The sequence below is a fragment of the Bacillus sp. FSL W7-1034 genome (assembly GCF_038593365.1).
In the GTDB taxonomy this organism is placed as follows: Bacteria; Bacillota; Bacilli; order Bacillales; family Bacillaceae; genus Bacillus; species Bacillus altitudinis.
The window spans coordinates 3,385,750-3,408,193 of sequence record NZ_CP151989.1 but is presented as its reverse complement, the minus strand read 5'-3'; the positions used below and the strand labels follow the sequence as shown (position 1 = coordinate 3,408,193).

Genomic DNA, 22,444 nt, shown 5'->3' with positions numbered 1-22,444 from the left:
CTGGTGTTAAAGCTAGGACATGGAGAATCCCGAGATGCAGATCTCGGGGTTTTTCATGTCCATTTTTAACGTTTCAGCCACTTTTCCCACCATTTCTTAGGCTGTTGATCCTGAGCTTTGTTTTGCTCAGAAGCTTTGTTCTCAGCACCATAGCAGACACCGGTCGGCTCCGTTCCTTCTATAAAATAGGTAAATACCTTTGATTCGCATCCTGGGCCTGCGAGATCACCGGTTTTTGGATTGATATATACGCCTTTTACACCGTCTGGCGGCATGAAGGAGGAGGCTGGCTGATTCGAGAGGGCTGATTCCATAAAGGAAGCCCATATCTTTTTCGCATAGGCGGTTTCTTTGACCGAGTCAATGGTGCGTCCTTTATCGTAGCCGGTCCACACACCTGTGACGAGCTGGGGAGAGAAGCCGATCATCCAGCTGTCAGCGCCTGTCGTCCCCGATTTCCCTCCATACGTTCTGGTAAGATCTTTTGAAATGGTACGACCTGTGACACTGGTATAGCCATTTAATTGATGATTGAACATCCCTGACATCATGTCAGTGGTGACAAATGCTGCTTTTTCATCTAGTACTTGCTCTCGTTTTTGTTTCTCCTCAAAGAGTACGTTGCCCTTTGCGTCCGTTACTTTCGTAATAAAGGTTGGCTTGACGCGTTTTCCTCCATTGACCAGCATCGCGTAAGCATTGGTCATTTCGATTGGTTTGACAGGTGAAGTACCTAGCGCAAGTGAAGGCACTTGATCTAGTTTTTCGTGAATCCCGAACGTTTTACCTGCACGTACAAGCTGTTCCATTCCTAAAAATAGATGGGTTTTGACCGCATAAATGTTATCAGATAGAGCCAAAGCCTGAAGCATCGTAATGCCGTCATTGGCATAATAGCCGTGATAGTTGCTTGGTGAATAAGCGGCGCCGCTTCCTTGATCATCCAGTTCAAAAACAGTTTCTTCACTGCGCATCACGGTTGCTGGTGTAAACCCATTTTGTAAGGCCATGTAATAGAGAAGCGGTTTCATTGTTGAACCGGGCTGTCTTTTCGCTTGTGTGACACGATTGAATGGGCTTTTCTCGTAATCTCTCCCGCCTATGAGGGCAAGCACATGACCTGTCTGGGGATGAATGGCGGTAAAGCCAATTTGGATACCTGATTCAGAATCCATGATGTTGGTTAAAGTCTTTTCAGCGATTTTTTGTAATTCAGGTTGTAATGTCGTTTCGATATGAAGACCATACGTTTCAATTTGTTCCTCGGTTAAGCCCAGTGTTTGTTTCAGTTCGCGAATCACATCATCATAAAAATACGGGGCCTGCTTTGCTTGCAGCTGCTTTTGTTTGAGCGGGCGATATGACAGCTTTTCCTTGCTGGCATCAGCAGCCGCTTTTTTCGTAATCATGCCATCCTCTTGCATTTGCCTCAGAATCATATTCTTTCTTGCGCTGGCTTTCTCCTCATTCACATAAGGGGAGTAGAGAGAAGGACCCTTTGGAATACCGGCAAGCAAGGCAGACTCAGCTAAAGTTAAGTTCTTCGCTTTTTTCCCAAAGTAAAGGCGGGATGCCGCTTCCACACCGTATGCGCCGTGGCCATAATAAATGGTGTTCAAGTATCCTTCCAATATCTCATCTTTTGTATAGTTTTGTTCTAAGCGGATGGTGTAAAAGGCTTCATTCCACTTCCGCTTCCATGTTTTATCATGATCTAAATATAAATTTCGTGCGTATTGCTGGGTGATCGTGCTGGCGCCTTGTACTTTTGCCATTGCACGAATATCTGCCACCGCAGCACCTGCCATTCGTTTCACATCAAAGCCGTGATGCTGATAAAAGGTTTTATCCTCAATCGCGACCACTGCTTGCTGTATATGAGGGGACATGTCCTTTAACGGAACCCAGTATCTCTTTTCTCCAAAGCTCGATTCGCCAAGTTTAGACCCATCGGCTGCATAAATGGTCGTGGATTGGGGAACTTGAACAGAGGGAGCGCCTTGCCACTTAGCTAGTAAAAGAATCGTCAAAAAGACTGTGCCAGCAAATAGAAAAGCGAGCAAGCCGATAAAAAAACAGGCCCGAATCGTTTTCACGGTCATGCGGATTTTTTTATTACTCATGATTGTGTCCATGCAAAGCCCCCATTTTGACGGTTTTTTATCAGTATGGGACAAAGAAAACCGTTTTAAACAGGCGACTGCAAGGGTGTGCTTTAAAAATGAAGTTATCTCATGCGGTTCTTTACAATTTGATATGAATCCACTATACTTTTTTCTTGGACAATCGATATAGTCATAGCCGATAAAAGGCGCTAACAATAGATGTTTGTTTATTATTGGATGAGAGGAAGATGAACAATGAGCGAACTTTGGTATACAGAGAAGCAAACGAAGAATTTTGGCATTACATTGAAGGTGAACAAAACCCTTCACACAGAACAAACAGATTTTCAGCATTTAGAAATGGTGGAAACAGAAGAGTTTGGCAATATGCTGTTTTTAGACGGTATGGTGATGACATCAGAGAAAGATGAGTTTGTATACCACGAAATGGTGGCACATGTTCCTCTTTTCACTCATCCAAACCCGGAAAATGTTCTTGTCGTAGGCGGAGGAGACGGCGGTGTTATTCGTGAAATCCTGAAGCATCCAAGTGTGAAAAAAGCGACACTTGTTGATATTGATGGCAAGGTCATTGAATACTCGAAGAAGTTCCTTCCTTCAATTGCTGGGAAACTAGACGATCCTCGTGTAGAGGTGAAAGTCGGAGACGGCTTTATGCACATTGCGGAAGCCGACAACGAATATGACGTGATCATGGTTGACTCAACTGAGCCAGTTGGACCAGCTGTAAACCTGTTCTCTAAAGGTTTCTATGCAGGAATCTCAAAAGCACTCAAAGAAGACGGTATTTTCGTTGCACAAACGGACAACCCTTGGTTCACACCTGAGTTAATTACAAATGTACAGCGTGATGTAAAAGAAATTTTCCCGATTACCAAGTTATATACAGCGAATATCCCAACATATCCAAGCGGTCTTTGGACATTTACTATCGGTTCTAAGAAGTATGATCCACTTGCTGTAGAAGACAGCCGCTTCTTTGATATCGATACGAAATATTACACAAAAGAATTGCACAAAGCGGCATTCGTTCTGCCGAAATTTGTGAGCGACTTAATCAAATAAATCAAGCGAAGTGGAAATGCGCAAATGACCGTTTGCGCATTTTTTGAAGCGTAAAAGGAGGAATCTTGTATGAGATTCGACGAGGCTTACTCAGGAAAAGTGTTTATTGGAAGTCATCCGACATGGGAAGATGCGAAAGTCATTTTATACGGGATGCCGATGGATTGGACCGTCAGTTACCGTCCCGGCTCACGTTTTGGCCCGAACCGTATTCGTGAAGTATCCATTGGATTAGAGGAATACAGTCCTTATTTAGATCGTGAACTGCACGAGGTGCCATTCTTTGATGCTGGCGACATCCCGCTTCCATTTGGCAATGCACAGAAAAGCTTAGATTTAATTGAAGAGTATGTCGACAGCATTTTAGAAAAAGGGAAGTTTCCATTAGGAATGGGCGGCGAGCATCTTGTGTCTTGGCCGGTTTTCCGTGCGATGTATAAGAAATACCCTGATTTGGCAATCATCCATATGGACGCACATACCGATCTTCGTGAGGAATATGAGGGTGAGCCGCTTTCACATTCGACACCGATTCGTAAAGTTGCAGGACTTATTGGACCTGAAAATGTATACTCTTTCGGCATCCGTTCAGGGATGAAAGAAGAATTTGAATGGGCAAAAGAAGCAGGCATGCACATTTCTAAATTTGAAGTGCTGGAGCCATTGAAGCAAGTATTGCCAAAGCTGAAAGGCCGTCCAGTTTATGTGACGATTGACATTGATGTACTTGACCCAGCTCATGCACCTGGTACAGGAACGGTAGATGCTGGCGGTATTACGTCAAAAGAACTGCTGGCATCTATTCATGCCATTGCTGGTTCTGATGTGCATGTCGTTGGTGCAGACCTTGTAGAGGTAGCGCCTGTATATGATCATTCCGATCAAACGGCGAATACAGCAAGCAAACTTTTACGTGAAATGCTGCTTGGTTTTGTGAAATAACATTGATAGAGGAGCTTGTCATCTCATATGGACAAGCTCTTTTTTTACATTGGTGACATGATAAAGGAGGCAGGTCGTGTTTTCTTCTGTATTGATGGTATTACTCACTTTATGTGTGTTAGCGGCAGGCTTTCTTACGCTGAAAAGAGAGCTTGCAGCGAGTCCGCCCACGTTCACCTCGAAAAAAGAGGCAAAGGATGAGATGGTTCATCTGTTTCAGGATCGAGGCTTTTTCTATCTCACTGGCATAGCGCTGTTGATGCTATTTGTTTATAAGCAAGGGTATCTTCTCCCATTTGATTTCTTTCAGGCATTTTTGGCAAGTTCAGGTATCCAAGCACTGTTTTATCTCATTAATCGAAAAAGCGCAGGGCTCAAGACTGGACTCGTGATAGGCGTGAGCTTCATTTTTCTTTTTTTCTAAAGAGACATGTGAAGATCAAAAAGGGGGTTTCATCCACACGAAGATGAGAAATGATGGGATGATAGGCAATCGGGATTATGGTATACTATTTTAGTTAAACGGGTCTTAGCAAAGGAAGTGCAAAATGACACAAAACCAAATTTCAATTCATGTAAAGTCAGTGATGAAACCAGAGACGGAACCGGCTGAAACGATCGAATTCCGAACAACTGGAACGTATCAAGAGAAGAATGACAAAACGTATCTCACTTACCATGAAGAACATGAAATGGGTCAAGTAAAAACTGTTGTCAAAATAAGTGAAAAAGAAATTTTTGTCATGAGATCAGGTGCAATTCAAATGAAGCAGCGCTTTCTCACTGGAGAAACGACCGTGACACATTACACGATGCCATTTGGCACACTTCAGCTCGATGTGCACACACATGGTATTGATCTTGATGTGGACAATGGGCTTCTACACATTACGTACGATATGCTGACAGGTGAAGATCAAAAGCATTTACATACATTATCGATTTCATATAAGGAGGATTTACGTTCATGAATATCGCAGAACAGGTCAAAGATGCGTTAAAAGAAGAAATCATAGCGGCAGTCGTCAAAGCAGGACTTGCTGATGAAAGCCAGGTGCCGGATGTTCTTTTGGAAGTGCCAAAAGACAAAACTCACGGTGATTATTCCACCAATATGGCGATGCAGCTTGCCCGCATTGCGAAAAAAGCACCTCGTCAAATCGCCGAGGACATTGTGAATGCATTTGACAAAGGCAAAGCGTCAATTGAAAAACTGGACATCGCAGGTCCAGGATTCATCAACTTTTATATGAACAATCAATATTTAACAAAGCTTATTCCAGCTGTTCTTGAGGCAAAAGAGGCTTATGGCGAAACGAATACAGGCGGCGGTCAAAAAGTACAAGTCGAATTCGTCTCAGCCAACCCAACAGGTGACCTTCACCTTGGACATGCCCGCGGCGCAGCTGTAGGAGATTCTCTTTGCAACATCCTTGATAAAGCAGGCTTCGACGTGAGCCGTGAATACTATATCAACGATGCAGGCAATCAGATCAATAACCTTGCTCTATCTGTAGAAGTACGTTACTTTGAGGCGCTCGGTCTTGAAAAAGAAATGCCAGAGGACGGGTACAGAGGAGAAGACATCAAAGGCATCGGGCAGAAACTTGCGGATGAATTTGGTGACCGTTTCGTGCATGAATCAGAAGAAGAGCGTATGAAATTTTTCCGTGAGTACGGTTTAAAATATGAACTAGAAAAACTACGTGTCGACCTAGAGAATTTCCGTGTCCCATTTGATGTGTGGTATTCTGAAACGTCTTTATATGAAAACGGAAAAATCGAACCAGCGCTAGAAACACTTCGCGCTAAAGGCTATGTCTTTGAAGAAGACGGCGCAACATGGTTACGTTCAACTGATTTTGGTGATGACAAGGACCGTGTCCTGATTAAAAAAGATGGCAGCTTTACGTACTTGCTTCCAGATATCGCATATCATAAAGACAAATTAGACAGAGGTTTTGACCAGCTCATCAACATTTGGGGGGCCGACCATCACGGCTACATTCCTCGAATGAAAGCGGCGATCCAAGCACTCGGATATCCAGCGGACAAACTGGAGGTCGAAATCATTCAACTCGTTCACCTTTACAAAAACGGTGAAAAGATGAAGATGAGTAAACGTACAGGTAAAGCCGTCACAATGCGTGACTTGATTGAAGAAGTGGGCTTAGATGCTACTCGTTATTTCTTTGCGATGAGAAGTGCGGCGACACATATGGACTTTGACCTAGACTTAGCGATTTCTACGTCTAACGAAAACCCTGTGTACTATGCACAATATGCACATGCGAGAATTTGCAGCATGCTTCGTCAAGGGGAAGAAAAAGGCTACGAGCCAAACCTTGAAAAAGCAGATTTCTCTCACATTCAGTCGGATAAAGAATACGATCTTCTGAAAATCATCGGCAGCTTCCCAGAAGTTGTAGCAGAAGCAGCAGAAAAACGTATTCCGCACCGCGTTACAAACTATATCTATGATCTAGCATCAGCCCTTCACAGCTTCTACAATGCCGAAAAGGTCATTGATGTTGAAAATGAAACAAAAACAACAGCACGTCTATCGCTGATGAAAGCAACACAAATCACGCTTGCGAATGCATTAAAACTTATCGGCGTATCTGCGCCAGAGAAGATGTAGTGGAATGAAGGAAAGCCCCGCTCTATTTTATGAGCGGGGCTTCTTTATATAAAAAACCCGCTATTCTCGAGAGATAGCGGGTTTTGAACATTAACCAAGCGTATTAATAATGTTAGAAATAGAATCGAATAATTGACTAAGTACATCAGAGAACATAGAGCGTATCCTCCTTTCAGAAAGCATGTAGTATGTGCGTGTCATAGGAATTACCCAAGTGTGTTAATAATGTTAGAAATAGAATCAAATAATTGGCTAAGTACATCAGAAAACATAGTTTGTATCCTCCCTTCGGCAAGCATGTAGTATGTGTGCGTTAATGGAATTATCCAAGTGTATTAATAATGTTAGAGATAGAATCGAATAATTGGCTAAGTACATCAGAGAACATGTTTTTGCCTCCTCTCTTTTCTTTTTACATCTACTTAACGAAGGGGATGAAGGGTTGGATCACTTTTTTAAAAAAAATTTTAAAAAGAAATGATGGCATAGAAAAAGCACCCGCATATGAGGGTGCTTTTTAGGTTTTATTTATGCATGAACACGCCATTGGATTTGTCCGCCGTCGCAGGAGAGCTCGGAACTCCCGCCAATCGGCAAGGTGAAGACCGGCTGTGTATGTCCGATATCGACATCGTAAATCACTGGAATGTGTTGAAGCATTGGGTGCTTATCTAGGATGAACCTCAAATGTTCCTCTGTCATCTTGGATTTCTTTTGAAAACGTCCGATGATTAACCCTTTAATGGATTCGGCATGCTGCAAGAGCGAGGCAAGGTCTCTGGCGAACATTTCAGGAAAGACCAAGTCATCATCTTCTACAAATAAGATGGCATCCTTGATGCGAGGCATAAAGGGTGTCCCTTGCAGTAAGTTCAGTGTACAAAGATTTCCGCCATACAAGGTGCCTTCAGCTGTTCCTTCCTGATAAATCCCCCATGTTGTCGGATGAAACTGCCTATTTACTTGATCAAGATACCACGCATCATCACTCCACTTTGTAGAAGGGGTGACATCAAATGGCTCGCTGCTCATCACGCACGCTTGAAACATGGCTGTCTGCTCCTCTTGTCCTTGTTCCATTTGGAAACTGGAGAAATGAGGACCTGAGTACGTAACCATGTCACATTTGGCGGTAATGGCGTTTGCAAGTGCGGTAATATCACTGTAGCCGCAAAGAACTTTTGGGTGTTGACGAATCAAATCATAATCTATATAAGGCAAAAGCTCATTGCAGTTAAAGCCGCCGATTGCTGTCAAAATGCCGTCGACTTCATCATTTGAGAATGCCTCATGTAGATCAGATAAACGGTGTTCAATAGAAGAAGAGGAATGCAGATCACATTCAAACACGTGTTGTCCAAAAGAAACAGTGAACCCTAATGCCTCTAAACGTTTTTTCGCCTGAGCTATTCCTTCTTCTGATAAAATGCTGGCACTTCGGCTTGGAGCAATTACCCGAATGTGGCTTCCCTTTTTTAAAGCAGATGGTGTACGCATAAGTCATTCGTCCTTTCCTTCACATATTTTCCATTATATCGGATCAAAACGCTCCAGTCTGTAAAAGCTAAAAGAAAGCAGCAAACCGTGCGTTTCAGACGAGCTGTGCAAAGGGTATGGAAAAGAAAAAGACAGAATGAGGGCGGAGAATGTGAAAAAGAGGAGACTGGAATTTCTATTTTTATATTTCATGATATTTGGGGCATATGTGGTGTTTTGGTGGCCGGTTCCAGCGTGGGGTTTTCAGCTTTACGCATCTAGTTATATCGCCATCATTTTATTTAGTATTATTTCGCTTATGCTAGAGAACCGGACATCACAGCACACGCTGTTATGGATGTATGTACTGATCTTTTTCCCGATCATCGGCTATATGTTTTATTTGTTCTCGGGGCAGCTTTATGTCAAAGGACATTTGTTTAAATCAAAGAGAATGTATAACCGAGAAAAATTACGCAGAATATCAGAGCTTGAGAGTAAGCCGGATGAGACGCGTTTAACCGATAATCAGCGTGCTTTTTTTCATTACACAGAAAAAGCGACAGGGATGCATGTAAATACAAATAGTGATATGGAGATTTTAAAGAATGGAGAGGAAACCTTTCCACGTATTTTTGAAGAATTAAAAAAGGCAAAAACGTTCATCCATATAGAATATTACATGTTCAAATCTGATTTCCTCGGTCACCGGATGATGGAGATCCTGATTGAAAAAGTGAAAGAAGGAGTAGAGGTCCGCTTCATCTATGATGCGGCTGGCAGCATTCGCTTCTCACGAAAAGATATTAAACGATTGAAGCAGGCAGGGATAAAAGTCGCTCCTTTTCTGCCATTAAAATACGGATTCTTTAATCAAAAATTCAATTTCCGAAATCACCGAAAAATCGTGATTATTGATGGAGAAACAGGATTTGTTGGCGGGCTCAATGTCGGGAAGGAATATGTAGGACGCGATGAAAACATCGGCTTTTGGCGTGATACGCATACGATGTTAAAGGGTGAAGCCGTTCAGACACTTCACTCCATATTTATGCTGGACTGGGAGTATGTATCAGATGAAGTGTTAATTGATGATCCGAAGTATCACACCCCGCATCCTGTGACAGGAGAAGATGTCATTCAGGTCGTGCCGACTGGACCTGATATGAAGGAAAGTATGAGTGATTTATATGACGCACTCATTTCGAATGCACAGCAATTTGTTTGGATTGCGACGCCTTATTTTGTCCCAAATGAATCCATTCGCACAGCGTTAAAAATTGCGGCGACAAGAGGGGTGGATGTGCGTGTGATGGTGCCTGAGATTAATGATGGATTTCTCACGCAATACGCCACACGATCTTATTTTTCTGAGCTTTTGAAAGAGGGCATCAAGGTGTATCACTATCAAAAAGGGTTCATGCATCAAAAGGTCATGATTGCAGATGGAGAACTTGCCTCTGTCGGAACGGCCAATGTTGATATGAGAAGCTTCCAACTCAATTTTGAGGTCAATGTCTTTACAGCGGCAAAGAAACCGATCGAGCAATTGATGGCTCATTATGAGGAAGATATGAAAGAATGTGAGCAAATGGGGCCAGTTCATTTTTATAAAAGGGGCTTAAAGGAACGTTTAAAGGAATCGTTTGCACGATTGTTTTCAGGTGTATTGTGAGGGTTTCCAGGGAAAGAAATCATTTCCTGATCTAGTAATTCGATAATGATTCCTCTATAATTGAAAATGATTATCAATTATAGAGGAAGTGAGGTTCTTTTACATATGCTAAAACGCTTTTTTGCCTATTACAGGCCCTATCGTGGTCTGTTCTTTTTAGATTTCTTTTGTGCTGTGGCCGTCGGACTCATGGAACTAGGTTTCCCGCTGATCGTGAACTACTTCATTGATACATTATTACCAACAGGGAACTGGACGGTCATTGCCTGGACCGCACTTGCGCTGTTTGTCATTTACGCACTCAGCTCAGTGATGCAATTTATCGTGTCGTATTGGGGGCACATGCTTGGCATCAATATTGAAACAGATATGAGAAAAAAGCTATTTGATCATTTTCAGCGTCTCTCATTTAAGTTCTTTGATAACAACAAAACGGGTAAGCTTATGTCTCGAATGACCAATGACCTCATGTACATTGGTGAGGTGGCGCATCACGGACCTGAGGATTTGTTTATTGCGATTATGACCATTCTTGGCGCCTTTGCCGTCATGCTCATGATTAACTGGCAGCTTGCCATTTTAACCTTCTTGATTATGCCAGTCATCATCTGGTTAGCCCTTCATTTTAATAAAAAAATGACACAGGCGATTACACAACTCAACAATGACATTGGAGATTTTCATGCAAGGGTTGAAAATAATATTGGTGGTATTCGTCTTGTTCAAGCCTTTGCAAATGAACATTTTGAGAAAAAGCGTTTTGCTGAAAATAACAACCGCTTTCGAAAAGCGAAACTTCTTTCCTATAAAATTATGTCGGTTAACGGATCAATCAGCTATATTCTCACAAGGCTTGTGACGCTGTTTGTCCTTCTGGCAGGTACATGGTTTGTTCTTCAAGGTCAATTAACGGCAGGCGGATTTATCGCCTTTGTCTTGATCACAAATGTGTTATTCAGACCCATTGATAAGATCAACACGGTGATTGAAATGTATCCAAAAGGCATTGCCGGTTTTAAAAGCTATGTCGATTTGCTTGAAACAGAGCCAGATGTGAAGGATACAGAAGGAGCACGTGATCTTTACGGCTTGAAAGGTGAAATTGAGTATCGAAACGTGACATTTGGCTACGATGAGCACAGTCATGTATTGAAGGATATCAACTTAAAGATCAAACAAGGGGAAACTGTTGCGTTTGTCGGGCCATCAGGAGCGGGGAAATCGACCATTTGCAGTCTGCTGCCTCGTTTTTATGATGTGGACGAAGGAGACATCACCATTGATGGTGTGAGCACAAAATCGATGACCCTGTCCTCTTTAAGACAGCAGATTGGCATTGTGCAGCAGGATGTCTTTTTATTCTCAGGCACCATTCGTGAGAATATTGCGTACGGCAACCTAGAAGCGAGTGATGCAGACATTTGGGAGGCGGTGCGACGTGCTCATTTAGAGGAGCTCGTTCAGCGTTTCCCAGAAGGGTTGAATACGGTCATTGGTGAACGCGGCGTTAAGCTATCCGGCGGTCAAAAGCAACGCTTGTCAATTGCACGGATGTTTTTGAAAAACCCGTCTATTCTTATTTTGGATGAAGCGACGTCAGCACTTGATACAGAAACAGAAAAAGCAATCCAAGACGCACTAAGCGAACTGGCAGTCGGCCGGACGACACTCGTCATTGCACACCGCCTTGCGACAATTAAACATGCAGACCGAATCATCGTCGTGACAGAGGAAGGCATTGAAGAACAAGGCCGCCATCAAGATTTAATCCAAATGGGCGGCGTCTATAGCAGACTGCACGAAGCGCAGTTTGGTCATTGAAGAGAAGTGATTGAATGAGTCCAGTTATTAAGCTGGGCTCTTTTTCGTATTGAGATATTTGCGACGCTGGTCATCAGTTTTACTGTCATCATATTTGGCCTGTTTAAGCTGTTAAATTGAAGTGTACTTTATTTTTAAATCGAGGCCCTTTTGAAAAAGGGCTTTTTTTGCTAGGATAGTAAAAACTCGTGTAGGAAGGATCTGATGGAATGAAGGGGCTTCGGCATTTACAGAAGGGCGATAAAATAGGTATTTATTCTCCCTCAAGTCCAGCATCTGCCACCTCGCCTCTTAGGTATGAGCGGGCGAAGGAATGGCTTGAACAAAAAGGGTTCATTGTGGTACCAGGATCATTAACAGGGAAAGAGGATCACTATCGTTCGGGAACGATTCAAGAACGAGCAGCTGAGCTGAATGAGCTGATGGCGAGAGAAGATTTGTCCTGTATCATGTCGATGATTGGGGGGACGAACTCGAATAGTTTGCTGCCTTATCTCGATTTTGAGCTGCTGAAGAAGTATCCGAAAATCATGATTGGTTATTCAGATGCGACGGCGATTCTTTTAGCGGTTTATGAAAAAACGGGTCTGCCTGTTTTTTACGGGCCTGCACTTGTGCCGTCTTTTGGAGAGTTTGAACCATTTGTCAATCATACATATCAATCTTTCGAGGACATTCTCATTCATCCGCAGCCCATCCCATATCAGGTGAAAAAGCCGCCCTTCTGGACGGACGAACGGATCAATTGGGAAGAGAAAATACGAGAAAAAGAAAAACGTCCAAACGATTGGATGTGCGTCATTGAAGGGCAGGCAGAAGGCAGACTGATCGGCGGGAACCTAAATGCCATGTATGGCATATGGGGAAGTGAATTCATGCCTCAAATCCAAAAAGGCGATATCCTTCTCATTGAAGATTGTATGAAAACAGCCTCCACCGTCGAAAAGAACTTCTCTCTGCTAAAGATAAATGGTGTGTTTGAACGGGTATCTGGTATCCTCTTAGGGAAACATGAGCTGTTTGATGATGAAGGAACGGGCAAAAGGCCGCACGATCTTTTACTTGAAGTACTGGGAGATACAAAGAGGCCGCTCATTGCGGAATTTGACAGTGCTCATACGCACCCGATGCTCACGATGCCAATCGGTACACAGGTAAAAATGAATGCATCGTCAGGTGAGGTTTGGCTGACAGAAGCATGGATATAAGAAAAAGAGCAGCCCTAAGGCTGCCTCAGCGTGTAGACAAACCCTCGCATTCGGTGTCAGTCCTGCGTGCCGGTACTCACGAATGTGACATTCGCTCTGCGCCGGTACTCGTCCTTCCTAGACTGCAAAGGTTTTCAACTACGCTGAAAAGAAGACAAAGGGATAAAATAAGGTTCATTTTATCCCTTTGTCAGCCTAAGGCTGCCTTTCTTTATGAAGCATTCTCTTTTTCAAACGGCTGAAGAAGGTCTTGTGCCTCTTTTCCTTCTACCACGATTAAATAGTCTGATTCTAAATGAGTAAGCCTAAAGGTTTCTAGCTCTACGATGTTCTTAATGTTGCACATTGTTTTTTTAGAATATACATATAAACGATGCTGAGCGTGTTGGCACTTTTCGTATAGAGAAATAAGCTTATGTAAATTCAATGCTTTCGCAGCAATTCGGATTGAATAGATTTGTGACATCTTCATATCCTCCTGTTAAATACTTTCTCACAATAGCTTTGTTACCCCCGTTGTGACAGAGGTAAACCTTTCTCTACGATTTCCACTCAATGGTGCCTCCGCCCGTCCGCCGATTGCCTCTGATCGCGGACAGTTCTTCAACAAGGCGGAGCAAGGCCTGATCCTTTTTCTTTGCCTCAATCATAAAATCCACATCACGACCATACGACTTTAAAGCTTGAAAAAGTGGCAATACAAAGGACATCTCCACTCCATCCGCATGGCTTCGTACCGCCTTTTCTGATTTTGGTGAGGATAAGTGGATTTTAGGCGGTATGCCAGTGTTTGCCCACGTGTCAAACACTCTTGGCAAAATGTCATCAAGTGCCGCATCATCATCTTTGTTTGCAATGTGATGGTGGTAATCAAATACAAACGGGATGCCATGCTTTTCACAAACATCAAGCGTTTCTAATGACGTATAGGTTTTGTCATCATTTTCAAGCGTCATTCTCGCCTTGATATGTGCAGGAAGCTGCTTTATATTTTCATCAAAACGCTGTAAAGCAGATGCCTTGTCGCCATATGCACCTCCGACATGAATGTTCATATAGCCTTCCTTTTCAAGCTCCATGGCCTCAAGCATTTCATAATGATAGGTCATATCAATGACGGCGTTTTCTGTAATGGATGGTTTTGGACTTGTGAACAAAGTAAATTGATTGGGGTGAAAGCTCACTCGTAATCCGTGCCGCTTTACGAGTTGACCAATCTCTAGAAATTCTTTGCGAAAGGGTGTCACAAAGTCCCACCGCACCTCAGGATGGGTGGCGAGCGGGACAATCGAGCTTGAAAAACGGTAAAGCGGAATATCATGGGCAATCGCAAAATAAAGCGTTCTTAATGTATTGACGAGGTTGGCTTTCGTCGTTCGCAATAGAGCCTCTGTCCTCTCTTCCTTTGAGAGCTTACTGTATCTTGCAAAGGTCAGCGACTTGGCAGGTGAAGCTTCCCATAAAGTGACGGCGTTGGATACATAACCAAATCGATAACGCATAGGTCAACTCCTTTATAAAAAATACGAGAACAGGGCGCCTATCCACTCAATTGGACGCATGAGAAGTGGGCGTTGTTTGTATTTTTCTTCAGTCATCAGTTCTGACACTTCCATGTGTTCACGAATCTTTTCCTCTACATGTGCGGTGAAGGCGGGATCATCAATGGCCACATCCACTTCTTCGTTGAAAAACAAACTTCGTTTATCAAAGTTCGCTGTACTGATCATACAACGGCTATGATCGATGAGAATGGCTTTCGCATGATAAAACCCTTTATAAAAACGATACACAAGACATCCGGCAGCGATCAGATCTTTCAAATAATGAAATCCAGCTTCTTTCACAAGCGGGTGATCTGCCTTCATTGGGATGATGATGTCGACAGTCACGCCTCGCTTCCGTGCGTCAAGAAGGGCGCTTAGAAGAGGAGCGGATGGAATAAAATAGGGCGTGCAGATGGTGATTTGCTTTTTCGCCTGTTGAATATCGTGAAGAAATAAGGCTTCTAAAGAAAAACCTGCCGTCGCACGTGTAGTGCACTGTAATGTTCCCGGTTCCAGTGTAGGAAAAACCTCGTATTGCAGCTGGTGAATACCAGATGACCGGTACAAATCATTCAGAAACACGTGCTGGAGGTCTGCGACAACCTGTCCTGTCATGCGCAGGTGATAGTCTTTCCAAATGCCAAACCTGCCGTTTTTCCCTACATATTCATCGCCGATATTAAACCCGCCAATGTAGCCGATCTTCCCATCGATCACCGTGATCTTCCGGTGATTTCTCATGTTCAAGCGATAAATGAAAAAAGGAAAACGTGGTTTGTTTAAAAAGTAAAATTGAATGCCGCTTTTTTCGAGCATCTGAATGGATGTTTGATCAAATGGATAGGAGCCTAACCGATCAGTGAGCAAAAAAACCGAAACACCTTGTTCTGCTTTCGCTTTAAGTGCTTGCAGAATCCTTTGCCCAATCTTGTCGTTCTTTACAATAAAGAACATCATATGAATAGAAGAAGAGGCTTGCTGTATATCCGTAAGCAGCTGATCAAACAGTGGTTCGCCATCATGATAAAAAACTGCATCGCCGCTTGTTTGGTCAAAAGACCGTTCAAAAGCATGGGTAGAAAAATATTTTCTCCCTATATAAAGATCTAGCCTGACGAGTAGAACAATGACGAAGACGACGAGTAGAATGATCCATGCGATCATGAAGGTTCCTCCTTTTTTACATATGACGATAGTGTACCCAAATGGGCAAAAAATATTGACTGAATACTCATTCATTATTTATGATAGAGGTACAACATGGAAACGGAACAAAGTGGGTCTTGGGGAATGAAAGGGGGAGCAAGATGAATAGCCTTTTAATTGTTAACTTGATTGCATTTGCGGCAGTGACCGCTTACGCTGTGTATTTGTTTATTTATCTCATTCGAACACGAGCCGCGTATATTCGTCTTGGCAAAAAAGAAGAATTTCAGAAAGACATGAAAAAACGCTTAGAACGTGTTTGGGTGAATGTGTTTGGACAAAAGAAACTGCTGAAGGACAAGAAGAGCGGCATCATTCATGTGCTGTTTTTCTATGGATTTATTTTAGTGCAGTTCGGAGCCCTTGATTTTATTATGAAGGGACTTGTTCCAGACAGCGGGCTACCATTAGGTCCGCTTTACGGTGTCTTTACGTTCTTCCAAGAGGTAGTCACACTTCTCATTTTAGTGGCGGTGGTTTGGGCATTCCATAGAAGATATGTCGAGAAGTTAGTCCGTTTAAAAAGGGGCTTTAAGTCAGGGCTTGTCCTTTTGTTTATTGGCGGATTGATGCTGACCGTATTACTGGGAAACGGAATGAACATCATTTGGCATGGGCACTCACTATCAGCAACTGAGCCAATTGCTTCCGGCATTGCTTTCTTGCTGGGCTGGCTGTCACCACTTGCGGCAACAATTGTGTTCTATGTCGCATGGTGGGTGCATCTTCTTATTTTACTGACGTTCTTAGTGTACGTCCCGCAGTCTAAGCACGCCCATCTCATCGCTGGCCCGGTCAACGTATTTGTCAGCAGATTGGACCCGCCAGGCAAACTGCAAAAAATTGATTTTGAAGATGAGACACAAGAAACGTTCGGCGTTGGGAAAATTGAAGATTTCCGTCAATCTCAGCTGATCGATCTTTACGCTTGTGTGGAGTGCGGGCGCTGTACGAATATGTGCCCGGCGACAGGGACGGGGAAAATGCTGTCTCCAATGGATTTGATTTTACGATTAAGAGATCATTTAACAAATAAAGGGGCTGCCATTACTTCAAAGACACCGTGGGTTCCGCAGCTTGCTTTCAAACAGACGACAGGAAATCAGCTGGCATTACAGGCAAGGGGAGCTGGAGCGGAAGAATCTGCGGCGAGCGCAATGTACCATCCTTCTCTCATTGGTGAGGTCATTACAGAAGAAGAAATCTGGGCATGCACGACATGCCGAAACTGTGAAGATCAGTGTCCTGTCATGAACGAACACGTCGACAAAATCATTGATATGCGCAGATACTTAGTGCTGACAGAAGGAAAAATGGATGCAGATGCACAGCGTGCGATGACAAGCATCGAGCGACAAGGGAACCCATGGGGATTGAATCGAAAAGAAAGAGAAAACTGGCGTGATCTAAGAGAAGATGTGCACGTACCGACAGTGAAAGAACTGAAAAAAGCAGATCAAACCTTCGACTATTTATTCTGGGTTGGATCGATGGGTGCATATGACAATAGAAGCCAAAAGATTGCTCTTGCCTTTGCAAAACTGCTCAATGAAGCAGGGGTTTCTTTTGCCATCCTAGGCAATAAAGAGAAAAACTCAGGTGATACACCGAGAAGACTTGGGAATGAATTTTTGTTCCAAGAGCTTGCTGCAAAAAACATCGAAGAATTCCAAAAAAATGACGTAACCAAAATCGTCACGATCGATCCGCATGCTTACAATTTATTTAAAAACGAATACCCAGACTTTGGACTTGAGGCAGAGGTGTATCATCATACAGAATTACTGGCAGAGCTAGTAAAAGAGGGGAAATTAACACCTATTCATGAAGTGAATGAGGTCATTACTTTCCACGATTCTTGCTACCTAGGCAGATATAACGAGGTCTATGATCCGCCAAGAGATATTTTAAAAGCCATTCCTGGTGTGACACTGAAAGAAATGGAACGGAATCGTGAATCAGGGATGTGCTGTGGTGCCGGCGGCGGCTTAATGTGGATGGAAGAAGAGACAGGTACTCGAATTAACACAGCGAGGACGGAGCAGGCCTTACAGGTACAGCCGTCCATCATCAGCTCAGGGTGCCCATATTGTTTAACCATGCTTGGGGATGGGACGAAAGCGAAGGAAGTAGAAGAGCAGGTCGGCACATTTGATGTCGCAGAACTTCTTGAAAAATCAGTGTTTGGCGAAACGAGAACGCAGGCTTCATAAAGGTGTCAGGCCGATGGATCGACTGTTCATCGGCCAGTGGACACCGATATTTTATGAACTGTCTAGCATTTATGTAAGCGGTAACAAATAGGAGGGGAAAGAAATGAGCACGACGGTCATTGTATCTGGAGCGAGAACACCATTTGGAAAAATAGGTGGAACTTTCAGTCGTTTGACTGCTGCAGAATTAGGCGGGATGACGATAAAAGCTGCGCTGGAAAGAGCCTCAAATGTTCATGAAGTGGATGAAGTCATCATGGGCAGTGTCCTTCAAGGAGGACAAGGTCAAATTCCTTCAAGACAGGCAGCTAGACAGGCAGGTCTCCCTTGGTCGGTTCCGACGCAAACCATCAACAAAGTCTGTGCTTCAGGAATGCGCAGTGTCACGACAGCCGATCAAATCATTCGAGCGGGAGATGCCAATGTGATCGTGGCAGGCGGCATGGAATCCATGTCTCATGCTCCTTATCTTCTGAAAAAAGCACGATGGGGTTACAAAATGGGAGATGGTGCTGTACAAGATGCCATGATTTTAGATGGATTAACCTGTTCGTTTACAGGTGTTCATATGGGTGAGTATGGAAGCATGGCGGCGAAAGAGCTTGGCATTACACGAGAAGAACAAGACCTTTGGGCGTTAAGAAGTCATGAACGAGCCATTGAGGCGCAAAAAAATGGCTTTTTAAAAAATGAGATCATCCCCGTTACCGTCAAGAATAAAAAAGGAGATCAGCTGATTTCAGAAGATGAAGCCCCGCGGCGTGATACGTCATATGAACGTTTGTCAAAACTGATGCCCGTTTTCGATCAGGCAGGTACAATTACCGCTGGCAATGCACCGGGTGTCAATGATGGTGCAAGTGCGCTTCTATTAATGAAAGACACATACGCCATGCAGCAAGGTGAAAAACCTCTGGCAGTTGTGCTTGGGCATGCGCAAGTAGCAGTAGAGGCAAAGGATTTTCCGAAAACACCAGCTTATGCCATCGAAAAAGTGTTAAAGAAAACAGGGAAGCGAGTAGAGGATATCGATTTGTTTGAAATCAATGAGGCTTTTTCAGCGGTTGCATTGGCATGCGAAAAAATTCTTAGACTGGATCGTCGGAAAATGAATGTGAACGGAGGGGCAGTCGCGATTGGTCACCCGATTGGAGCAAGCGGGACACGTATTATATTGACCTTGATCCATGCACTCAGACAAAGAGGCGGCGGGATCGGCATTGCGGCGATTTGCAGCGGCGGGGGTCAAGGTGATGCGATCATGATCAAGGTGGATTAAAAGGGAGGCGTTCATTGTCATGAGTATAGAAGAAACCGTCATGGTCGTTGGGGCTGGGCAAATGGGCTCGGGTATTGCCCAAGTATTTGCACAGTCAGGTTATACCGTCCTGCTCCATGATACGGAAGAGGAGCAGATTCATCGAGCCATTTCCTCTATGACCAAACAACTGACGAAACGAGCAGAAAAAGGAAAGCTGGCACATCAGGCAGTCCGTGATATTACACAGCGACTGGCTGTTTCAACAGATTTAAAGGATGTACAGCAGACGCATTTAGTGATTGAAGCCGCATCTGAACAAATGAAGATCAAAAAACAAATCTTTGAAACCCTCGATCAATTTGCACCTGATGACACGATATTTGCGACAAATACGTCTTCCTTGTCGATCACAGAATTAGCAGCCGTGACGAAACGGCCTGAGAAAGTGATCGGCATGCATTTTATGAATCCAGTTCCCGTGATGAAACTTGTGGAAGTAATCCGTGCGCTACAAACGGATGATGCCACGTACCAATTTGTTTTTGACACCGCGAAGACATTAGACAAAACCCCAATAGAAGTGGAAGACTTCCCTGGGTTTGTGTCAAATCGCATTTTAATGCCGATGATCAATGAAGCCATTTATACCCTTTATGAAGGCGTGGCAGATGTAGAAAGTATTGACGGCATCATGACGCTTGGAATGAACCATCCAATGGGCCCGCTTCGTCTCGCCGACCTCATCGGGCTCGATACTTGTTTATTTATTATGAATACCCTTCACGAGGGTCTTGGAGATAGCAAATATCGACCTTGTCCTCTTTTGAAAAAATACGTGAACGCAGGCTGGCTGGGCAAAAAGACAAAGAGAGGTTTTTACACTTACCACGACCACTCATAGGGGGAGTCAAGATGGATGTGTTGCTGACAGAAAAACAACGTCTTTGGAGAAAACGAGTAGCAGAATTTGCACGCCAGCATGTATTCCCTGAAATAGAAGCGATGGAACAGGGCGTGTTCCCGAAAACGCTTTTAGCTGAAATGGGTCGGCAAGGCTTTTTAGGCATTCCGATCCCAGATAAGTATCACGGATTAGGGGCAGATTTCACAACCTATATCATGGCGATTCATGAATTTTCCAAAGTAAGTGCAACCATCGGTGTCATTGTATCCGTTCATACATCCGTTGTGACGATGCCGATTTTGGCGTTTGGAACGACTGAACAAAAAGAATCCTACGTTCCCAAGCTTGCGTCCGGGCAGAAGCTGGGCGCCTTTTGTCTAACTGAACCGAAGGCAGGATCAGATGCCTCTAGTATTCAGTTGAAAGCAGAGCAGGCAGACGATCACTATGTGTTAAATGGAACGAAAATTTTTATCACAAGCGGCGGTGAAGCAGAAGTCTATCTTGTATTTGCCGTGACAGACCCTGCTTCTGCTAAGAAAAATATATCAGCATTCATTGTGGAGAAGGGGACACCAGGATTTACGATCGGAAAAGATGAGAAGAAGATGGGCCTGCATGGATCAAAAACAGTCACACTTCATTTTGACGGTGTTCGAATTCCAAAAAAACAGCTGCTCGGCGCAGAAGGAGAAGGCTTTCGGATTGCCATGTCTAGCTTAAATGCGGGGAGAATTGGCATTGCGGCTCAAAGCCTTGGTATTGCAGAAGCCGCATTAGCTGAGGCGGTCACGTATTTAAAGCAGCATCCAGCTGGCCTTGAAACGACCATTCGGTTGGGCGATCTGGGCACCAAGCTGGAAGCGGCAAAACTTCTTGTCTATCAAGCGGCTTCTTATAAAGAGGCCAATCGCCCTGTCACGAAGGAAGCGTCGATGGCGAAGTTATTTGCATCTAAAACAGCGGTTGATATTAGTACTGAAGTCATCCATTTGCTTGGTCTAGCCGGTTACACGAAGCAATACCGAGCAGAGCGGTACTTTCGTGATGCGAAAATTTGTGAGATTTATGAAGGAACAAGTGAAATACAAAGGCTGGTTATTTGTAAACAGCTAATATGAAGTGAGGTGGCTCATGATGCAGTTCCAATTAAGTGACGAACACGAAATGATACAAAAAATGGTGAGAGACTTTGCGAAAAATGAAGTGGAGCCAACAGCAGCAGAGCGAGATGAAACAGAATCGTATGATCCCGCTATTTTTCGTCAAATGGCGGAGCTTGGTTTAACGGGAATCCCTTGGCCAGAAGAAAATGGGGGGATTGGTAGTGATTATTTGGCCTATGTCATAGCGGTTGAAGAGCTCTCACGAGTGTGCGCCTCAACAGGCGTCACCCTATCTGCTCACACATCACTCGCCTCATGGCCAATCTATACATTCGGAACAGATGAGCAAAAGGAGACGTATTTAAAGCCGCTTGCAGAAGGACAGAAGATCGGCGCATACGCACTGACCGAGAGCGGCTCTGGTTCAGATGCCGGCGGAATGAAAACAACAGCAGTAAAAGCAGGGAATGAATACGTCTTGAACGGGGCAAAGATTTTTATTACCAATGGAGGCATTGCGGATTATTATATTGTGTTTGCCGTTACCGACCAAGATCCTTCATCCCGTAATACAACCGCTTTTATAGTAGAAAAAGAAACGCAAGGCTTCTCAATCGGCAAAAAAGAAAGCAAACTGGGCATCCGCTCATCGCCAACGACAGAAATCATCTTTGAAGACTGTCGTATACCCGAAAGGAACCGGCTTGGTCAAGAAGGCGAAGGTTTTAAGATAGCGATGATGACACTTGACGGCGGCAGAAACGGTATTGCCGCACAAGCTGTTGGCATTGCTCAAGGTGCTCTAGATGCAGCAGTCAATTACGCAAAGGAGCGCAAACAATTCGGCAAACCAATCATTCAGCAGCAAGGCATTGCTTTTAAGTTAGCGGATATGGCAACGGCAATTGAGGCCTCAAGACTGCTCACCTATCAGGCAGCATGGCTTGAAACGAAAGGGCTTCCGTATGGGAAAGAATCAGCTATGTCCAAGCTCTTTGCCGGTGATACAGCCATGAAGGTGACGACAGAAGCCGTACAAATCTTCGGCGGATACGGCTATACAAAGGATTACCCAGTCGAACGATACATGCGTGATGCGAAAATCACTCAAATCTATGAAGGTACACAAGAAATCCAGCGGCTAGTCATCTCACGGAAACTGCTAGATATGTAGAAACCAAGTAAAGACCACCTGATATGAGGTGGTCTGTTTTTGTGTGAAATGTGAAATCTCTCCAATATGATCTCATATC

18 protein-coding genes are annotated in these 22,444 nt (G+C 43.9%); 13 read left to right on the top strand and 5 right to left on the bottom strand.

Annotated features, from left to right (window positions below; genetic code table 11):
• Nucleotides 1-65 precede the first annotated feature (65 nt).
• Nucleotides 66-2,135 (bottom strand): transglycosylase domain-containing protein, encoded by a 2,070-nt coding sequence (locus tag NST73_RS17555; RefSeq protein ID WP_335352221.1) that lies wholly within the window; start codon nucleotides 2,133-2,135, stop codon nucleotides 66-68.
• Nucleotides 2,136-2,360: 225 nt separating this feature from the next.
• On the opposite strand from NST73_RS17555, the gene speE reads away from it, so the two are divergent.
• From speE to argS, 5 genes are all read left to right on the top strand, one after another.
• Nucleotides 2,361-3,191 carry a spermidine synthase gene (gene speE, locus NST73_RS17550; RefSeq protein WP_017360074.1) on the top strand — a complete coding sequence of 277 codons (831 nt, stop codon included), beginning with the start codon at nucleotides 2,361-2,363 and terminating at the stop codon, nucleotides 3,189-3,191.
• A 69-nt stretch (nucleotides 3,192-3,260) separates the two neighbouring features.
• Nucleotides 3,261-4,133, top strand: a complete 873-nt coding sequence (gene speB / locus NST73_RS17545) for an agmatinase (RefSeq protein ID WP_017360073.1) — start codon at nucleotides 3,261-3,263, stop codon at nucleotides 4,131-4,133.
• A 76-nt stretch (nucleotides 4,134-4,209) separates the two neighbouring features.
• The gene (locus tag NST73_RS17540; RefSeq protein ID WP_342499245.1) at nucleotides 4,210-4,557 is read left to right on the top strand and encodes a hypothetical protein; all 348 of its coding nucleotides are present in this window, start codon (nucleotides 4,210-4,212) and stop codon (nucleotides 4,555-4,557) included.
• A 124-nt stretch (nucleotides 4,558-4,681) separates the two neighbouring features.
• Nucleotides 4,682-5,104, top strand: coding sequence for a DUF1934 family protein (locus NST73_RS17535; RefSeq protein ID WP_008343509.1), 423 nt, complete (start codon nucleotides 4,682-4,684; stop codon nucleotides 5,102-5,104).
• On the top strand, nucleotides 5,101-6,774 hold the full coding sequence (gene argS, locus NST73_RS17530; protein ID WP_008343507.1) for an arginine--tRNA ligase: 1,674 nt from the start codon (nucleotides 5,101-5,103) through the stop codon (nucleotides 6,772-6,774). The genes NST73_RS17535 and argS overlap by 4 nt, the downstream gene beginning before the upstream one ends.
• Nucleotides 6,775-7,302: 528 nt before the next feature.
• Here the strand turns inward: argS and NST73_RS17525 are convergent.
• The gene (locus NST73_RS17525) at nucleotides 7,303-8,271 is read right to left on the bottom strand and encodes a S66 peptidase family protein (protein WP_259253687.1); all 969 of its coding nucleotides are present in this window, start codon (nucleotides 8,269-8,271) and stop codon (nucleotides 7,303-7,305) included.
• Nucleotides 8,272-8,422: 151 nt separating this feature from the next.
• Between NST73_RS17525 and cls (NST73_RS17520) the strand changes: the two genes are divergently transcribed.
• The 3 genes from cls (NST73_RS17520) (at nucleotide 8,423) to NST73_RS17510 (ending at nucleotide 12,954) form a co-directional block, all read left to right on the top strand.
• A complete protein-coding gene (gene cls, locus NST73_RS17520; RefSeq protein WP_024719431.1) occupies nucleotides 8,423-9,925 on the top strand; it encodes a cardiolipin synthase in 1,503 nt (500 codons plus the stop codon).
• Between the two features lie 105 nt (nucleotides 9,926-10,030).
• Nucleotides 10,031-11,746, top strand: a complete 1,716-nt coding sequence (locus NST73_RS17515) for an ABC transporter ATP-binding protein (protein WP_017368229.1) — start codon at nucleotides 10,031-10,033, stop codon at nucleotides 11,744-11,746.
• A 209-nt stretch (nucleotides 11,747-11,955) separates the two neighbouring features.
• Entirely contained in the window at nucleotides 11,956-12,954 is a 999-nt protein-coding gene (locus tag NST73_RS17510) for a S66 peptidase family protein (RefSeq protein WP_024719429.1), read from the top strand.
• 211 nt (nucleotides 12,955-13,165) lie between these two features.
• Here NST73_RS17510 and NST73_RS17505 read toward each other — a convergent pair whose 3' ends face one another.
• The 3 genes from NST73_RS17505 to cls (NST73_RS17495) all read right to left on the bottom strand — a co-directional run bounded on the left by NST73_RS17505 (nucleotide 13,166) and on the right by cls (NST73_RS17495) (nucleotide 15,665).
• Nucleotides 13,166-13,420, bottom strand: a complete 255-nt coding sequence (locus NST73_RS17505) for a hypothetical protein (protein WP_008343494.1) — start codon at nucleotides 13,418-13,420, stop codon at nucleotides 13,166-13,168.
• A 73-nt stretch (nucleotides 13,421-13,493) separates the two neighbouring features.
• Nucleotides 13,494-14,456, bottom strand: coding sequence for a UV DNA damage repair endonuclease UvsE (gene uvsE, locus NST73_RS17500; protein WP_217967739.1), 963 nt, complete (start codon nucleotides 14,454-14,456; stop codon nucleotides 13,494-13,496).
• A gap of 12 nt (nucleotides 14,457-14,468) precedes the next feature.
• Nucleotides 14,469-15,665 (bottom strand): cardiolipin synthase, encoded by a 1,197-nt coding sequence (gene cls / locus NST73_RS17495; RefSeq protein WP_342499244.1) that lies wholly within the window; start codon nucleotides 15,663-15,665, stop codon nucleotides 14,469-14,471.
• A 143-nt stretch (nucleotides 15,666-15,808) separates the two neighbouring features.
• Between cls (NST73_RS17495) and NST73_RS17490 the strand changes: the two genes are divergently transcribed.
• The 5 genes from NST73_RS17490 (at nucleotide 15,809) to NST73_RS17470 (ending at nucleotide 22,365) form a co-directional block, all read left to right on the top strand.
• Nucleotides 15,809-17,920, top strand: coding sequence for a heterodisulfide reductase-related iron-sulfur binding cluster (locus NST73_RS17490; protein ID WP_024718768.1), 2,112 nt, complete (start codon nucleotides 15,809-15,811; stop codon nucleotides 17,918-17,920).
• Nucleotides 17,921-18,023: 103 nt separating this feature from the next.
• The gene (locus tag NST73_RS17485; RefSeq protein ID WP_047945756.1) at nucleotides 18,024-19,199 is read left to right on the top strand and encodes an acetyl-CoA C-acetyltransferase; all 1,176 of its coding nucleotides are present in this window, start codon (nucleotides 18,024-18,026) and stop codon (nucleotides 19,197-19,199) included.
• Nucleotides 19,200-19,218: 19 nt separating this feature from the next.
• On the top strand, nucleotides 19,219-20,082 hold the full coding sequence (locus tag NST73_RS17480) for a 3-hydroxybutyryl-CoA dehydrogenase (RefSeq protein ID WP_007497692.1): 864 nt from the start codon (nucleotides 19,219-19,221) through the stop codon (nucleotides 20,080-20,082).
• Nucleotides 20,083-20,093: 11 nt separating this feature from the next.
• Nucleotides 20,094-21,206, top strand: a complete 1,113-nt coding sequence (locus tag NST73_RS17475) for an acyl-CoA dehydrogenase family protein (protein ID WP_342499243.1) — start codon at nucleotides 20,094-20,096, stop codon at nucleotides 21,204-21,206.
• Nucleotides 21,207-21,222: 16 nt separating this feature from the next.
• Nucleotides 21,223-22,365, top strand: coding sequence for an acyl-CoA dehydrogenase (locus NST73_RS17470; protein WP_047945753.1), 1,143 nt, complete (start codon nucleotides 21,223-21,225; stop codon nucleotides 22,363-22,365).
• The last annotated feature ends 79 nt before the right edge of the window (nucleotides 22,366-22,444 follow it).

Coding starts and splice junctions, on each gene's coding strand:
- NST73_RS17515 (WP_017368229.1), top strand. CDS start 10,031: ATGCTAAAACGCTTTTTTGCCTATTACAGGCCCTATCGTGGTCTGTTC.
- speE (WP_017360074.1), top strand. CDS start 2,361: ATGAGCGAACTTTGGTATACAGAGAAGCAAACGAAGAATTTTGGCATT.
- cls (WP_342499244.1), bottom strand. CDS start 15,665: ATGATCGCATGGATCATTCTACTCGTCGTCTTCGTCATTGTTCTACTC.
- NST73_RS17555 (WP_335352221.1), bottom strand. CDS start 2,135: ATGGACACAATCATGAGTAATAAAAAAATCCGCATGACCGTGAAAACG.
- NST73_RS17485 (WP_047945756.1), top strand. CDS start 18,024: ATGAGCACGACGGTCATTGTATCTGGAGCGAGAACACCATTTGGAAAA.
- NST73_RS17475 (WP_342499243.1), top strand. CDS start 20,094: ATGGATGTGTTGCTGACAGAAAAACAACGTCTTTGGAGAAAACGAGTA.
- speB (WP_017360073.1), top strand. CDS start 3,261: ATGAGATTCGACGAGGCTTACTCAGGAAAAGTGTTTATTGGAAGTCAT.
- NST73_RS17480 (WP_007497692.1), top strand. CDS start 19,219: ATGAGTATAGAAGAAACCGTCATGGTCGTTGGGGCTGGGCAAATGGGC.
- argS (WP_008343507.1), top strand. CDS start 5,101: ATGAATATCGCAGAACAGGTCAAAGATGCGTTAAAAGAAGAAATCATA.
- NST73_RS17525 (WP_259253687.1), bottom strand. CDS start 8,271: ATGCGTACACCATCTGCTTTAAAAAAGGGAAGCCACATTCGGGTAATT.
- NST73_RS17505 (WP_008343494.1), bottom strand. CDS start 13,420: ATGTCACAAATCTATTCAATCCGAATTGCTGCGAAAGCATTGAATTTA.
- uvsE (WP_217967739.1), bottom strand. CDS start 14,456: ATGCGTTATCGATTTGGTTATGTATCCAACGCCGTCACTTTATGGGAA.
- NST73_RS17535 (WP_008343509.1), top strand. CDS start 4,682: ATGACACAAAACCAAATTTCAATTCATGTAAAGTCAGTGATGAAACCA.
- NST73_RS17470 (WP_047945753.1), top strand. CDS start 21,223: ATGCAGTTCCAATTAAGTGACGAACACGAAATGATACAAAAAATGGTG.
- NST73_RS17490 (WP_024718768.1), top strand. CDS start 15,809: ATGAATAGCCTTTTAATTGTTAACTTGATTGCATTTGCGGCAGTGACC.
- NST73_RS17510 (WP_024719429.1), top strand. CDS start 11,956: ATGAAGGGGCTTCGGCATTTACAGAAGGGCGATAAAATAGGTATTTAT.